13 protein-coding genes are annotated in these 14,677 nt (G+C 70.6%); all 13 read right to left on the bottom strand.

Annotated elements, in window-relative coordinates; genetic code table 11:
• Positions 1–90 precede the first annotated feature (90 nt).
• Positions 91–1,299 carry a methionine adenosyltransferase gene (gene metK / locus ACF1A5_RS18015; RefSeq protein ID WP_392193809.1) on the bottom strand — a complete coding sequence of 403 codons (1,209 nt, stop codon included), beginning with the start codon at positions 1,297–1,299 and terminating at the stop codon, positions 91–93.
• Between the two features lie 236 nt (positions 1,300–1,535).
• Positions 1,536–2,738: a bifunctional phosphopantothenoylcysteine decarboxylase/phosphopantothenate--cysteine ligase CoaBC gene (coaBC, locus tag ACF1A5_RS18010; RefSeq protein ID WP_392193808.1), complete on the bottom strand. Its 1,203-nt coding sequence runs from the start codon at positions 2,736–2,738 to the stop codon at positions 1,536–1,538.
• Positions 2,739–2,877: 139 nt separating this feature from the next.
• Positions 2,878–3,147: a DNA-directed RNA polymerase subunit omega gene (gene rpoZ, locus ACF1A5_RS18005; RefSeq protein WP_257547626.1), complete on the bottom strand. Its 270-nt coding sequence runs from the start codon at positions 3,145–3,147 to the stop codon at positions 2,878–2,880.
• 50 nt (positions 3,148–3,197) lie between these two features.
• Positions 3,198–3,791, bottom strand: a complete 594-nt coding sequence (gmk, locus tag ACF1A5_RS18000; RefSeq protein ID WP_392193807.1) for a guanylate kinase — start codon at positions 3,789–3,791, stop codon at positions 3,198–3,200.
• Between the two features lie 37 nt (positions 3,792–3,828).
• Positions 3,829–4,152, bottom strand: coding sequence for an integration host factor (locus ACF1A5_RS17995; RefSeq protein WP_003977346.1), 324 nt, complete (start codon positions 4,150–4,152; stop codon positions 3,829–3,831).
• Positions 4,153–4,440: 288 nt separating this feature from the next.
• On the bottom strand, positions 4,441–5,286 hold the full coding sequence (pyrF, locus tag ACF1A5_RS17990) for an orotidine-5'-phosphate decarboxylase (protein WP_392193806.1): 846 nt from the start codon (positions 5,284–5,286) through the stop codon (positions 4,441–4,443).
• A complete protein-coding gene (locus ACF1A5_RS17985; protein ID WP_392193805.1) occupies positions 5,283–6,398 on the bottom strand; it encodes a quinone-dependent dihydroorotate dehydrogenase in 1,116 nt (371 codons plus the stop codon). Before ACF1A5_RS17985 ends, pyrF begins: the two co-directional genes overlap by 4 nt.
• An 83-nt stretch (positions 6,399–6,481) precedes the next feature.
• Positions 6,482–9,790, bottom strand: coding sequence for a carbamoyl-phosphate synthase large subunit (gene carB, locus ACF1A5_RS17980; RefSeq protein WP_392193804.1), 3,309 nt, complete (start codon positions 9,788–9,790; stop codon positions 6,482–6,484).
• The gene (carA, locus tag ACF1A5_RS17975; protein ID WP_392193803.1) at positions 9,783–10,928 is read right to left on the bottom strand and encodes a glutamine-hydrolyzing carbamoyl-phosphate synthase small subunit; all 1,146 of its coding nucleotides are present in this window, start codon (positions 10,926–10,928) and stop codon (positions 9,783–9,785) included. The genes carB and carA overlap by 8 nt, the downstream gene beginning before the upstream one ends.
• The gene (locus ACF1A5_RS17970) at positions 10,925–11,518 is read right to left on the bottom strand and encodes a hypothetical protein (protein WP_392193802.1); all 594 of its coding nucleotides are present in this window, start codon (positions 11,516–11,518) and stop codon (positions 10,925–10,927) included. Before ACF1A5_RS17970 ends, carA begins: the two co-directional genes overlap by 4 nt.
• Entirely contained in the window at positions 11,515–12,801 is a 1,287-nt protein-coding gene (locus ACF1A5_RS17965; RefSeq protein WP_392193801.1) for a dihydroorotase, read from the bottom strand. The genes ACF1A5_RS17970 and ACF1A5_RS17965 overlap by 4 nt, the downstream gene beginning before the upstream one ends.
• 5 nt (positions 12,802–12,806) lie before the next feature.
• Complete coding sequence (locus ACF1A5_RS17960; protein ID WP_392193800.1) at positions 12,807–13,787, bottom strand: aspartate carbamoyltransferase catalytic subunit; 981 nt, start codon at positions 13,785–13,787, stop codon at positions 12,807–12,809.
• A 101-nt stretch (positions 13,788–13,888) separates the two neighbouring features.
• Complete coding sequence (gene pyrR, locus ACF1A5_RS17955) at positions 13,889–14,476, bottom strand: bifunctional pyr operon transcriptional regulator/uracil phosphoribosyltransferase PyrR (protein ID WP_356185205.1); 588 nt, start codon at positions 14,474–14,476, stop codon at positions 13,889–13,891.
• Positions 14,477–14,677: the final 201 nt, after the last annotated feature.

The raw sequence follows: 14,677 nt of genomic DNA, 5'->3' as shown, positions 1-14,677 counted from the left end.
TGAGGTGCTGGACCGGCACCTGCACCACCTGCGGCCGGACCCTTCCCAGAAACAGCCGCAGAAGCAGAAGCAGAACCTAACGAAGCACTACTAGACGCCCACCGCGGCGCGCAGGGCGTCCACGCGGTCGGTGCGCTCCCAGGTGAAGTCCGGCAGCTCGCGGCCGAAGTGACCGTACGCGGCGGTCTCGGCGTAGATGGGACGCAGCAGGTCCAGGGCGCGGATGATGGCGGCCGGGCGGAGGTCGAAGACCTCCTCGATCGCCTTCTCGATCTTCTCGGTCTCGACCTTGTTGGTGCCGAAGGTCTCCACGAACAGGCCCACCGGCTCGGCCTTGCCGATCGCGTAGGCGACCTGGACCTCGCAGCGGGCGGCCAGACCCGCCGCCACGACGTTCTTCGCGACCCAGCGCATCGCGTACGCCGCCGAGCGGTCCACCTTGGACGGGTCCTTGCCGGAGAACGCGCCGCCGCCGTGCCGGGCCATGCCGCCGTAGGTGTCGATGATGATCTTGCGGCCGGTCAGGCCCGCGTCGCCCATCGGACCGCCGATCTCGAAACGGCCGGTCGGGTTCACCAGCAGACGGTAGCCCTCGGTGTCCAGCTTGATGCCGTCCTCCAGGAGCGCCTTCAGCTCCGCCTCCACGACGAACTCGCGGATGTCGGGCGCCAGCAGCGACTCAAGGTCGATGTCGGACGCGTGCTGCGAGGAGACCACGACGGTGTCCAGGCGGACCGCCTTGTCGCCGTCGTACTCGATGGTGACCTGCGTCTTGCCGTCCGGGCGCAGGTAGGGGATCGTGCCGTTCTTGCGCACGTCCGACAGCCGCTTCGACAGACGGTGCGCCAGGAAGATCGGCAGCGGCATCAGCGTCGGCGTCTCGTCGGTCGCGTACCCGAACATCAGGCCCTGGTCGCCCGCGCCCTGCCGGTCCAGCTCGTCCTCGTCGCCCTCGACCCGGGACTCGTAGGCGGTGTCGACGCCCTGCGCGATGTCCGGGGACTGCGAGCCGATCGACACCGACACGCCGCAGGAGGCGCCGTCGAAACCCTTCTTGGAGGAGTCGTAGCCGATCTCGAGGATCTTGTTCCGGACCAGCGTCGCGATGTCCGCGTAGGCCTTGGTCGTGACCTCGCCGGCCACGTGCACCAGGCCGGTGGTGATCAGCGTCTCCACGGCGACCCGGGAGGTCGGGTCCTCCCGCAGAAGCGCGTCGAGAATGGTGTCGCTGATCTGGTCAGCGATCTTGTCGGGGTGACCTTCGGTCACGGACTCCGAGGTGAACAGGCGACGGGACACAACGCTCCCTGGGGTTGCAGCGGCTGCTGGCTGATCATGGGCGGACGGCACGGGGCTGCGCCCGGTCGTCCGAGAACAGTTTATCGGTCGCTCTCCGCCGTGGGCCTACCCGTCTCGTCTCTCGGGAACGCTGTGACCTGCGGCACGGGCATTCTGCCCAATGCCCGGTGGGCTTGGCCAGAGTCGCCACGCACCGAAAGTCCCGGCTCGAGCGATCGTCGAGGCGAATGAAACATTCAGCCGAGCCGGGCCGTCACCAGGTCCCACACGGTTTCGGCCAGGGCCTCCTTCGGCCCGTACGGCACCGGGGTCTCGGCGCCGTCGGCGGCCAGCACCACGGCCTCGTTCTCCTCCGAGCCGAAGGTCTTGCGCTCGCCCACCTCGTTCACCACGAGCAGGTCACAGCCCTTGCGGGCCAGCTTCGTCCGCCCGTTGGCAAGGACGTCGTCGGTCTCCGCGGCGAAGCCCACGATCACCTGTCCGGGTCGCGCCCGGTCGGCCGACACCTCCGCGAGGATGTCCGGATTCCGCACCAGAGCGATGGGTTCCGGTTCCTGGTCGTCCTTCTTCTTGATCTTCCCGGCCGCGTACGCCACGGGGCGGAAGTCCGCGACCGCGGCGGCCATGACCACCGCGTCGGCGTCCGCGGCCGCCTTCAGCACCGCCTCGCGCATCTGCACGGCCGTCCCCACCTGGACGACGTCGACGCCCGCCGGGTCCGGCAGGCCGGTGTTCGCGGCGATCAGGGTCACGCGGGCGCCCCGGGCCGCCGCGGTCCGCGCCAGGGCGTAGCCCTGCTTGCCGGAGGAGCGGTTGCCGAGGAAGCGGACGGGGTCGAGGGGTTCGCGGGTGCCGCCGGCGCTGACGACGACGTGCCGCCCCTTCAGGTCGGGCTCCGTGACACCGCGGGCGAGCACCCGGCGGCAGACCTCGAAGATCTCGGTGGGATCGGGCAGCCGGCCCTTGCCGGTGTCGACGCCGGTCAGCCGGCCGACGGCCGGTTCGACGACGACGGCGCCCCGGCCGCGCAGTGTCGCCACGTTCTCCTGGGTGGCCGGGTGCTCCCACATCTCGGTGTGCATGGCCGGGGCGAAGACCACCGGGCAGCGGGCAGTGAGCAGGGTGTTGGTGAGCAGGTCGTCCGCGAGGCCGTGGGCCGCCTTCGCCAGCATGTCGGCCGTGGCCGGGGCGACGACGACCAGGTCGGCGTGCTGCCCGATGCGGACGTGCGGCACCTCGTGCACGTCGTCCCAGACCTCGGTGGAGACGGGGTTGCCCGACAGCGCCGACCAGGTGGCGGCGCCGACGAAGTGGAGCGCGGAGGCCGTGGGGACCACGCGGACGTCGTGGCCCGACTCCGTGAGTCTGCGCAGCAGCTCACAGGCCTTGTAGGCGGCGATGCCGCCGCTGACCCCCAGAACGACCTTCGGCTTGTCCACCGTCTCTCCCGGACTCGGCTCGCGTGCGCCAGGGACGGGCGCACGCGTCTATGACACACCACAGGCCCGACAGTCGCGCTGCCGGGCCTGTGGAAAAAACCGCTGCGGTCCGCGGATACGACAATCCGCACACGACCTGCTACGCGGGGCCCTCGATGGCCTCGGACGTCAGCAGACCCGCGTTGATCTCGCGCAGGGCGATGGAGAGCGGCTTCTCGTGGACGTGCGTGTCGACGAGCGGACCGACGTACTCCAGGAGGCCCTCGCCGAGCTGCGAGTAGTACGCGTTGATCTGGCGGGCCCGCTTGGCCGCGTAGATCACGAGGCTGTACTTCGAGTCGGTGGCCTCGAGGAGCTCGTCGATCGGCGGGTTGATGATGCCCTCGGGCGCGGAGATGGAAGAGGACACGCTCTACCTTCCGATGGATGGGAAAGAATCAGTCACTGTGACCGTCACGATCACACAACGTCCATCAAGGCTAGCAGCTCGCGCGCCACGTCCTCGACGGAGGTGTTGACCAGGGTCTCGTCGAACTCCGGCTCGGCAGCCAGCTCGATCTTCGCGGCCGCCAGGCGGCGTTCGATCACCTCGGGCGGCTCGGTGCCCCGGCCGGTGAGCCGGCGCACCAGCTCCTCCCAGGAGGGAGGGGCCAGGAACACGAGCCGGCTGTCGGGCATCGACTCGCGGACCTGCCGCGCGCCCTGGAGGTCGATCTCGAGGAGGACCGGCACCCCGGCCTCCAGGTGCTCCAGCACGGCGGCGCGCGGCGTGCCGTAGCGGTGGCCGGCGAACTCCGCCCACTCGAGCAGCTCGCTGTTGGCGATCAGCTTGTCCATCTCGTCGTCGGTGACGAAGAAGTAGTGGACTCCGTGCTGCTCGCCGGGGCGGGGCTTGCGGGTCGTCGCCGACACCGAGAGCCAGACCTCGGGGTGTTTCTTGCGCATATGAGCGACGACCGTGCTCTTGCCGACCCCGGAGGGGCCGGAGAGCACGGTCAGCCGCGGACGTGCGTCCGGGGGCTCGGGGGTCGTCCCCCGGGGTGTTACAGCCATGCAGCGATTATTCCAGCAATCCCGGGGTGCCCGGGACTCAGGATCCGGTGCTGCCGAACTCGCGCTCCAGGGAGGCGATCTGGTTGGAGCCGAGGCCGCGCACGCGGCGGCTCTCGGAGATGCCGAGTCGCTCCATGATCTGCTTGGCGCGGACCTTGCCCACGCCCGGCAGGGACTCGAGCAGGGCGGAAACCTTCATCTTGCCGATGACGTCGTTTTCCTGGCCCTGCTTGATGACCTCGTGCAGGGAGGCGCCGGAGTGCTTGAGTCGATTCTTGACCTCGGCCCGCTCCCGGCGAGCCGCGGCGGCCTTTTCGAGCGCGGCTGCGCGCTGTTCAGGGGTAAGGGGCGGAAGAGCCACGCCTACGTCACCTCGGATGTCGAACTGTCGGATACGGACCGGTGAGGAACCTAGTCGCCCCACACCTGGGGAGCCGCGAGCAACACGCGTGCTCACTCTCCCCCACTGCCTGGGAGGGCGTGGGAGGCACCCCCACTCGACGGAGACTAGCGGTCAAGTCCGCCAGAGTCAGCGAGAACAGCGGAAAAGTCCTGGTCAGCCTCCGTCAGTGCGGACATTTAGGACATACTGCCCTGGATTTGAGCATGTATCCAGACTCAAGGGGGCCCCGGTCCCTTCCCGGGAGACTCAGCCGGTGGCCACCGCGGCCCTGATCTCCTCCGCGAATCGTTCCGCCGCGTCGCGCAGCGCGACCACGTCGGGACCGTGACGAAGAACACCCCGGCTGACGTTCGGCACCACGTTGCGCACCGCGGACCCGAACACCCGCGGGAGATCGGCCGGGGTGGCGCCCTGGGCGCCGATCCCGGGCGCGAGGAGCGGCCCGTGGATGCCGAGGTCGTACGACGACAGGTCGCCGAGCGTGGCGCCCACGACCGCCCCGAAGGACCCCAGGGGCTCCTCCCCCGCGTTCTCCGCGGCGAGGTGGGCGAGCATCGTCGCCCCCACGCTGCGGCCGTCGGACCGTACGGCGTGCTGGACCTCGCCGCCCTCGGGGTTGGAGGTCAGCGCCAGCACGAACAGGCCCGTGCCACTCTCCCGGGCCAGCTCGACCGCGGGCCGCAGCGAGCCGTAGCCGAGGTACGGCGAGACGGTCAGCGCGTCGGAGAACAGCGGGGCGTCCTTGCGCAGGAAGGACTCGGCGTAGGCGGCCATGGTGGAGCCGATGTCGCCGCGCTTGGCGTCCATCAGGACCAGCGCGCCGGCCGCCCGCGCCTCCTCGACCGACTTCTCCAGAACGGCCAGGCCCCGGGAGCCGAAGCGCTCGAAGAAGGCGATCTGCGGCTTCAGGACGGCGACCCGGTCGGCCAGGGACTCGACCACGGTGCGGCTGAACCGCTCCAGACCGGCCACGTCGTCGTTCAGTCCCCACTGGGTGAGCAGGGAGGCGTGCGGGTCGATGCCGACGCACAGCGGGCCGCGTTCGTCCATGGCGCGGCGCAGGCGTGCGCCGAAGGGGTCCAGCGGGCTCATGCCGTCTTCTCCGTCTTCCTGACGTCGGCGCCGACCGCGTCGGCGAGGGTGGCGTACGGGCTGGTGCGCAGGCGGGCGGCGAGTCCCTTGTGGATGGCCCGGCCCCAGAAGGGCCCCTGGTAGATGAAGGCGCTGTAGCCCTGGATCAGGGTGGCGCCGGCCAGGATGCGCTGCCAGGCGTCCTCGGCGTCCTCGATGCCGCCCACGCCGACGAGTGTGATGCGGTCCCCCACGCGCGCGTAGAGACGCCGCAGCACCTGGAGGGAGCGCGCCTTCAGTGGCGCTCCGGACAGACCGCCGGTCTCCTTCACCAGCGCCGGGTCGGACCTCAGGCCGAGGCCCTCGCGCGCGATGGTGGTGTTGGTGGCGATGATGCCGTCCAGACCCAGTTCCACGGCGAGGTCGGCGACCGCGTCGACATCCTCGTCGGCCAGGTCGGGCGCGATCTTCACCAGCAGCGGCACCCGGCGGCCGGGCACCGCACGGTCGGCGGCCTCGCGCACCGCGCTCAGCAGCGGGCGCAGGGCCTCGGTGGCCTGAAGGTTGCGCAGGCCCGGGGTGTTCGGGGAGGAGACGTTGACGACCAGGTAGTCGGCGTGCGGGGCCAGCCGCTCGGCCGACTTCACGTAGTCGCCGACCGCCTCCTCCTCCGGGACGACCTTGGTCTTGCCGATGTTGACGCCCACGACGGTCCGGAAGACGGGCGTGCGCGAGGCCAGGCGGGCCGCGACGGCGAGGGAGCCCTCGTTGTTGAAGCCCATGCGGTTGATCAGCGCCCGGTCCGCGACCAGGCGGAACAGCCGCTTCCTGGGGTTGCCGGGCTGCGGCTCGCCGGTCACGGTGCCGATCTCGACGTGGTCGAAGCCGAGCATGGCCATGCCGTCGATGCCGACCGCGTTCTTGTCGAAGCCGGCGGCGAGCCCGAACGGCCCGTGCATCCGCAGCCCCAGGGCCTCGGTGCGCAGTTCCTTGTACCGGGGCGCCAGGACGGCCGCGGCGAACGTGCGCAGCACGGGGATCCGGGCGGCCAGGCGGATCCAGCGGAAGGCCAGGTGGTGGGCCGCTTCGGGGTCCATCCGCCGGAAGAGCAGACGGAAGAAGAGCTGGTACATGTGGGTTTCCTCGTGGAGAGCCTCATGAAGTGGAGAGCCTCATGAAGAGGGGGACACCGTTTCCGGTGTCCCCCTCGGGGCTGCTAGTCGCGGGCCGCGGTCAGGAATTCCGCGTGTTCCTGGAGGGAGCGCACGCCGACGTCGCCGTGGTTGAGGGCGTCGATGCCCTGGACCGCGGCGGCGAGCGCCTGGACCGTCGTCAGGCAGGGCACGGAGCGCGCCACCGCCGCCGTACGGATCTCGTAGCCGTCGAGGCGGCCGCCGGTGCCGTAGGGGGTGTTGACGATCAGGTCGACCTCGCCATCGTGGATCAGCTGGACGATGGTCCGCTCGCCGTTCGGGCCGGTGCCCTCGGACTGCTTGCGCACGACCGTGGCGTTGATGCCGTTGCGCTTGAGGACCTCGGCGGTACCGGAGGTGGCGAGCAGCTCGAAGCCGTGGGCGACGAGTTCGCGGGCCGGGAAGATCATCGAGCGCTTGTCCCGGTTGGCGACCGAGATGAAGGCGCGGCCCTTGGTGGGCAGCGGGCCGTACGCCCCCGCCTGAGACTTGGCGTACGCCGTGCCGAAGACGGAGTCGATGCCCATGACCTCGCCGGTGGAGCGCATCTCCGGGCCGAGGACCGTGTCGACGCCGCGCCCCTGGATGTCCCGGAAGCGGGACCACGGCATGACCGCCTCCTTGACGGAGATCGGCGCGTCCATCGGCATGGTGCCGCCGTCGCCGTTCCTCGGCAGCAGGCCCTCCTCGCGCAGCTCGGCGACGGTCGCGCCCAGCGAGATCCGGGCGGCGGCCTTCGCCAGCGGCACCGCGGTCGCCTTCGACGTGAAGGGGACGGTGCGGGAGGCACGCGGGTTGGCCTCGAGGACGTAGAGGATGTCACCGGCCAGCGCGAACTGGATGTTGATCAGGCCGCGCACGCCGACACCCTTGGCGATGCCCTCGGTGGAGGCGCGCAGGCGCTTGATGTCGAACCCGCCGAGGGTGATCGGCGGCAGCGCGCACGCCGAGTCGCCGGAGTGGATGCCGGCCTCCTCGATGTGCTCCATCACGCCGCCGAGGTAGAGCTCCTCGCCGTCGTAGAGCGCGTCGACGTCGATCTCTATGGCGTCGTCGAGGAACCGGTCGACGAGCACCGGCCGCGAGGGGCTGATCTCGGTCGACTCGGCGATGTACGACTCCAGGCGGGCCTCGTCGTACACGATCTCCATGCCGCGCCCGCCGAGGACGTACGACGGCCGCACGAGGACCGGGTAGCCGATCTCGTCGGCGATGTCCTTGGCCTGGGCGAAGGTGGTGGCGGTGCCGTGCTTGGGGGCGGGCAGGGCCGCCTCCGCGAGGACCCGGCCGAAGGCACCGCGGTCCTCGGCGGCGTGGATCGCCTCGGGGGACGTGCCGACGATCGGCACGCCGTTGTCCTTGAGCGCCTGCGCGAGTCCCAGCGGGGTCTGGCCGCCGAGCTGGACCACGACGCCGGCGATCGGCCCGGCCTGCTGCTCCGCGTGGACGATCTCCAGCACGTCCTCCAGCGTGAGCGGCTCGAAGTACAGCCGGTCGGAGGTGTCGTAGTCGGTGGAGACGGTCTCCGGGTTGCAGTTGACCATCACGGTCTCGTACCCGGCGTCGGACAGCGCGAAGGAGGCGTGGACGCAGGAGTAGTCGAACTCGATGCCCTGGCCGATGCGGTTGGGGCCGGAGCCCAGGATGATCACCGCGGGCTTCTCGCGGGAGGCCACCTCCGTCTCCTCGTCGTAGGAGGAGTAGAAGTACGGCGTCCGCGCGGCGAACTCGGCGGCGCAGGTGTCGACCGTCTTGTAGACCGGGCGGATGCCGAGCGCGTGCCGGACCTCGCGTACGACGTCCTCGCGCAGGCCGCGGATCTCGCCGATCTGCTGGTCGGAGAAGCCGTGCCGCTTGGCCTCGGCGAGCAGGTCGGCGGTGAGTTCGGGTGCCCCGGCCAGCTCGTCCGCGATCTCCTTGATCAGGAAGAGCTGGTCGACGAACCACGGGTCGATCTTCGTGAAGTCGAAGACCTCCTCGGGCGTGGCGCCGGCGCGGATCGCCTGCATGACCGTGTTGATACGGCCGTCGGTGGGCCGCACGGACTCGCGCAGCAGCTCGTCCTTGTCCCCGGCGTCGCCGACGAAGGTGAACTGGCTGCCCTTCTTCTCCAGTGAGCGCAGCGCCTTCTGGAAGGCCTCGGTGAAGTTGCGGCCGATGGCCATGGCCTCGCCGACCGACTTCATGGTCGTGGTCAGCGTGGAGTCGGCCTGCGGGAACTTCTCGAAGGCGAAGCGCGGGGCCTTCACGACCACGTAGTCGAGGGTCGGCTCGAAGGAGGCCGGGGTCTCCCGGGTGATGTCGTTCGGGATCTCGTCGAGGGTGTAGCCGACGGCGAGCTTGGCGGCGATCTTGGCGATCGGGAAGCCGGTCGCCTTGGAGGCGAGGGCCGAGGAGCGCGACACACGCGGGTTCATCTCGATGACGATGACCCGGCCGTCCTCGGGGTTCACCGCGAACTGGATGTTGCAGCCGCCGGTGTCGACGCCGACCTCGCGGATGACCGCGATGCCGACGTCGCGCAGGACCTGGTACTCGCGGTCGGTCAGCGTCATCGCCGGGGCGACGGTGATCGAGTCGCCGGTGTGCACGCCCATCGGGTCGAAGTTCTCGATGGAGCAGACGACCACGACGTTGTCGTGCTTGTCGCGCATCAGCTCCAGCTCGTACTCCTTCCAGCCGAGGATGGACTCCTCCAGGAGCACCTCGGTGGTCGGGGAGAGCGTCAGGCCCTGGCCGGCGATACGGCGCAGCTCGTCCTCGTCGTGGGCGAAGCCGGAGCCGGCGCCGCCCATGGTGAAGGACGGGCGGACGACGACCGGGTAGCCGCCGAGCTCGTCGACGCCGGCCAGCACCTCGTCCATGGTGTGGCAGATCACGGAGCGGGCGGACTCGCCGTGGCCGATCTTGCGCCGGACGGCCTCCACGACCTCCTTGAACCGGTCGCGGTCCTCGCCCTTGTGGATGGCCTCGACGTTGGCGCCGATCAGCTCGACGCCGTACTTCTCCAGGACGCCGTTCTCGTGCAGCGAGATCGCCGTGTTGAGGGCCGTCTGGCCGCCCAGGGTGGGCAGCAGGGCGTCGGGGCGCTCCTTGGCGATGATCTTCTCGACGAATTCCGGGGTGATCGGCTCGACGTAGGTGGCGTCGGCGATCTCCGGGTCGGTCATGATCGTCGCCGGGTTGGAGTTGACCAGGACGACCCTCAGGCCCTCGGCCCGCAGGACGCGGCACGCCTGGGTGCCGGAGTAGTCGAACTCGGCGGCCTGGCCGATCACGATCGGGCCGGAGCCGATGACCAGGACGGACTGGATATCGGTGCGCTTAGGCACGCTGGCCCTCCATCAGGGAGACGAAGCGGTCGAACAGGTAGGCGGCGTCGTGCGGGCCCGCGGCCGCTTCGGGGTGGTACTGGACGCTGAAGGCCGGCCGGTCGAGGAGCTGGAGGCCCTCCACCACGTTGTCGTTCAGGCAGACGTGGGAGACCTCGGCGCGGCCGAAGGGGGTGTCGGAGACCCGGTCGGTCGGGGCGTCGACGGCGAAGCCGTGGTTGTGCGCGGTGACCTCGACCTTGCCGGTCGTACGGTCCTGCACCGGCTGGTTGATGCCGCGGTGGCCGTACTTGAGCTTGTAGGTGCCGAAGCCCAGCGCGCGGCCCAGGATCTGGTTGCCGAAGCAGATGCCGAACAGCGGCGTGCCACGCTCCAGGACGCCCCGCATGACGGAGACGGGGTGGTCGGCGGTGGCCGGGTCGCCCGGCCCGTTGGAGAAGAACACGCCGTCGGGGGCGACCGCGAACACGTCCTCGACCGTGGCCGTGGCGGGCAGCACGTGCACCTCGATGCCGCGCTCGGCCATGCGGTGCGGGGTCATGCCCTTGATGCCGAGGTCGATCGCGGCGACGGTGTACTTCTTCTCGCCGATCGCGGGGACGACGTAGGCCTCCTCGGTGGCCACCTCCGCGGACAGGTCGGCGCCCACCATCTCGGGCACCTGCTGGACGCGGGCCAGCAGCGCGGCGTCGTCGGCGATCGCGTCGCCGCTGAAGATGCCGACGCGCATGGCGCCGCGCTCGCGCAGATGGCGGGTGAGGGCGCGGGTGTCGATGCCGCTGATGCCGACCACGTTCTGCGCGGCGAGCTCCTCGTCCAGGGAGCGCACTGAGCGCCAGCTGGACGGCACGCGCGCGGGGTCGCGCACGACGTAGCCGGAGACCCAGATCCGCTTCGACTCGGGGTCCTCGTCGTTGACGCCGGTGTTGCCGACGTGCGGGGCGGTCATCACGACGACCTGGCGGTGGTACGACGGGTCGGTGAGGGTCTCCTGGTAGCCGGTCATGCCGGTGGAGAACACGGCCTCGCCGAACGTCTCCCCCACGGCCCCGTAGGCACGGCCGCGGAAGACCCGGCCGTCCTCCAGGACGAGTACGGCGGGAACCCTGTGTCCGGTTCCCCTGGTGGAGGTGGTCATCGTTCGGCGCCTTCCGTGGTGTTCGTCTCGGTCATGGAGTTGAGTGCGGCGACCCACTCGGTGTGCTCGGCCGCGCGGTCCGAGCGGAACCCGGAGTCGATCAGCCGCTCGCCGTGCGCCCAGGTCACCACCAGCAGGCCGCCCTCGGTGAGGACCTTGCCGGCGATGCCCTTGTCGAGCCGGGCCCCGCGCAGCCGCTCCGCCGGGACGAAGAAGTCCGTCGCCCCGGGGCGTACGACGTCCAGTCCCGCGTCCGTCAGCGTGAGCTCGGCCCGGCTTCGGGTGCCCAGGCCGCGCGCCACGATGCGGTCCAGCCACTGACCGGCGGTGGTGGAGCCGTGGTAGCGCCCGCTCATGGTCAGTCTGGCCTCGCCGGGCTCCACCGGCGCGCCCGGCAGCTCCGGCAGGTCGCCCTGAAGGGTGCCGCGCCATTTCCAGCCCTCGCGCATCAGCCAGTAGACGAGGGCGACGAAGAGGGCGAGACCGACGAGCCAGCCGAGCCGTGCGGCCCAGTCGGTGACCGCGGCCGACTTCCTTTCGGCTGCGAGCCCGGTGGCGAGCCCGGCCGCGAGCAGAGGTGCAGGTGTCACGTGAGCTTCCCGTCGACGAGCGTGGCCTTGCCCCGGAGCCACGTGTGGGTGACACGGCCCGGCAGCTCGCGTCCCTCGTACGGGGTGTTGCGGCTGCGCGAGGCGAAGCCCGCGGGGTCCACCTGCCCACGGTATGCCGTGTCGACGAGCGTGAGGTTGGCGGGCTCACCTGCCGAGACGGGGCGGCCGTGGCCGGTGGCCCGGCCGATCCGGGCGGGCTCGAAGGACATGCGGTCGGCGACGCCCGCCCAGTCCAGCAGGCCGGTGTCGACCATGGTCTCCTGGACCACCGACAGCGCGGTCTCCAGGCCGACCATGCCCATGGCGGCCGCGGCCCACTCGCAGTCCTTGTCCTCGTGCGGGTGGGGTGCGTGGTCGGTGGCGACGATGTCGATCGTGCCGTCGGCGAGCGCCTCGCGCAGGGCGTGCACGTCGCGTTCGGTGCGCAGCGGCGGGTTGACCTTGTAGACCGGGTCGTAGGTGCGCACCAGTTCGTCGGTGAGCAGCAGGTGGTGCGGGGTGACCTCGGCGGTGACGTCGATGCCGCGGGACTTGGCCCAGCGGACGATCTCGACGGACCCGGCGGTCGACAGGTGGCAGATGTGGACCCGGGACCCGACGTGCTCGGCGAGCAGGACGTCGCGGGCGATGATCGACTCCTCGGCGACGGCGGGCCAGCCGCCGAGGCCCAGCTCGGCGGAGACGACGCCCTCGTTCATCTGGGCGCCCTCGGTCAGCCGCGGCTCCTGCGCGTGCTGGGCGACAACCCCGCCGAAGGCCTTCACGTACTCCAGCGCCCGGCGCATGATCACCGCGTCGTCGACGCACTTGCCGTCGTCGGAGAAGACGGTGACCCCGGCGGCCGACTCGTGCATGGCGCCGAGTTCGGCGAGCTTCCTGCCCTCCAGGCCGACGGTGACGGCGCCGATGGGCTGCACGTCGCAGTAGCCGTGCTCCCGGCCCAGCCGCCAGACCTGCTCGACGACACCGGCGGTGTCGGCGACCGGGAAGGTGTTGGCCATGGCGAACACGGCGGTGTAGCCGCCGGAGGCGGCCGCCCGCGTACCGGTGAGGACGGTCTCGGAGTCCTCCCGGCCGGGCTCGCGCAGATGGGTGTGCAGGTCGACCAGGCCGGGGAGGAGCACCTTGCCGTCCGCCTCGACGACCTCGGCGCCCTCGGCGCTCAGCCCGGTTCCGACCTCTGCGATCGTCTCGCCGTCGATCAGGACGTCCTGCGGGTCGCCGCCGAGCACCTTTGCACCACGGATCAGGATCTTGCTCATCGTCGCTACTTCTCCTCGGTGACGCGGGTGTGGGTGACGGCGGGTTCGTTCCCTCCGAGCAGCAGGTACAGCACGGCCATCCGGATGGAGACGCCGTTGGTGACCTGCTCGACGGCGGTGCAGCGCTCGGAGTCGGCGACCTCGGCGGTGATCTCCATGCCGCGGACCATCGGGCCGGGGTGCATCACGACGGCGTGCTCGGGCAGTTTCGCCATGCGGTCGCCGTCGAGACCGTAGCGCCGCGAGTACTCGCGCTCGGTCGGGAAGAAGGCGGCGTTCATCCGCTCGCGCTGGACGCGCAGCATCATCACCGCGTCGGACTTGGGAAGCGTGCTGTCGAGGTCGTACGACACCTCGCAGGGCCAGGACTCGACACCGACCGGGACCAGGGTGGGCGGGGCGACCAGGGTGACCTCGGCGCCGAGGGTGTGCAGCAGGTCGACGTCGGAGCGGGCGACCCGGCTGTGCAGGATGTCGCCGACGATGGTGATCCGCTTGCCGGACAGGTCCTGGCCGATCCCGGCGTCCCGGCCGACCAGGCGGCGGCGCATGGTGAAGGCGTCCAGCAGGGCCTGGGTGGGGTGCTGGTGGGTGCCGTCGCCGGCGTTGATGACGGCGGCGTCGATCCACCCGGAGTTGGCGAGGCGGTACGGGGCTCCGGAGGCGCCGTGCCGGATGACGACGGCGTCGACGCCCATGGCCTCCAGGGTCTGGGCGGTGTCCTTCAGGGACTCGCCCTTGGACACGCTGGAGCCCTTGGCGGTGAAGTTGATGACGTCCGCGGACAGCCGCTTCTCGGCGGCCTCGAAGGAGATCCGGGTCCGGGTGGAGTCCTCGAAGAAGAGGTTGACGACGGTGCGGCCGCGCAGGGTCGGCAGTTTCTTGATCGGCCGGTCGGCGACCCGGGCCATCTCCTCGGCGGTGTCGAGGATCAGGACGGCGTCGTCGCGGGTGAGGTCGGCGGCCGAGATGAGATGACGCTGCATCTGTCAGGCTCCGTAAGGCAGTTCATTCGGGAGGATTCGGGCACGCGGGCGCGCGGCGGGGCGCAGCCGCGGGGCGTACGCCGGTGGCGTACGCCGGAGCGCTATCGCTGCCGCTCGCCCGGGGCGTCCGGCGTGGCGCCGAGCAGCACGGTGTCGCGACCGTCCTCCTCGGCGAGCTGGACCTTGACCGTCTCCCGCAACGACGTGGGGAGGTTCTTGCCGACGTAGTCGGCGCGGATGGGCAGTTCGCGGTGGCCGCGGTCGACGAGGACCGCGAGCTGCACCGCGCGGGGCCGCCCGATGTCGTTCAGGGCGTCCAGGGCGGCGCGGATGGTGCGGCCGGAGAAGAGCACGTCGTCGACGAGGACGACCAGCCGGCCGTCGATGCCGTCACCGGGGATCTCGGTGCGGGCCAGCGCGCGCGGCGGGTGCATGCGCAGGTCGTCGCGGTACATGGTGATGTCGAGCGAGCCGCAGGGGACCTTGCGCTCGGTGATCTGCTCGAGCTTGGCGGCGAGCCGCTGGGCGAGGAAGACACCCCGGGTCGGAATGCCGAGGAGCACCACGTCGTCGGCGCCCTTGGCGCGCTCGACGATCTCGTGGGCGATGCGGGTCAGCACCCGCGCGATGTCGGGCCCTTCGAGGACGGGCCTCGCATCGGACGCTTGAGTGTGCGCGTTCGTGTCCATACGAAACGGACCTCCTTCTCCGCCTCACGGGACGGACCTTAAAGGACGTCGGATTTGCGCCACCAACGGTAGCAGGCCCGCGAGAGTGCCCTTTCACCCCCCTGACCCTGCCGGACTCCACCGGAACGGAAGAGGCGGCCGGACCGTTCGGCTTGACGCGGCAGAGTAACGCTGCGTAACCTCACAGTGAGTTACCAGCCG

Origin of the sequence: Streptomyces sp. NPDC014864 (assembly GCF_043081525.1) — a bacterium.
In the GTDB taxonomy this organism is placed as follows: domain Bacteria; phylum Actinomycetota; class Actinomycetes; order Streptomycetales; family Streptomycetaceae; genus Streptomyces.
The sequence above is the reverse complement of the archived record's forward strand: the minus strand, read 5'-3'. Positions and strand labels throughout refer to the sequence as shown.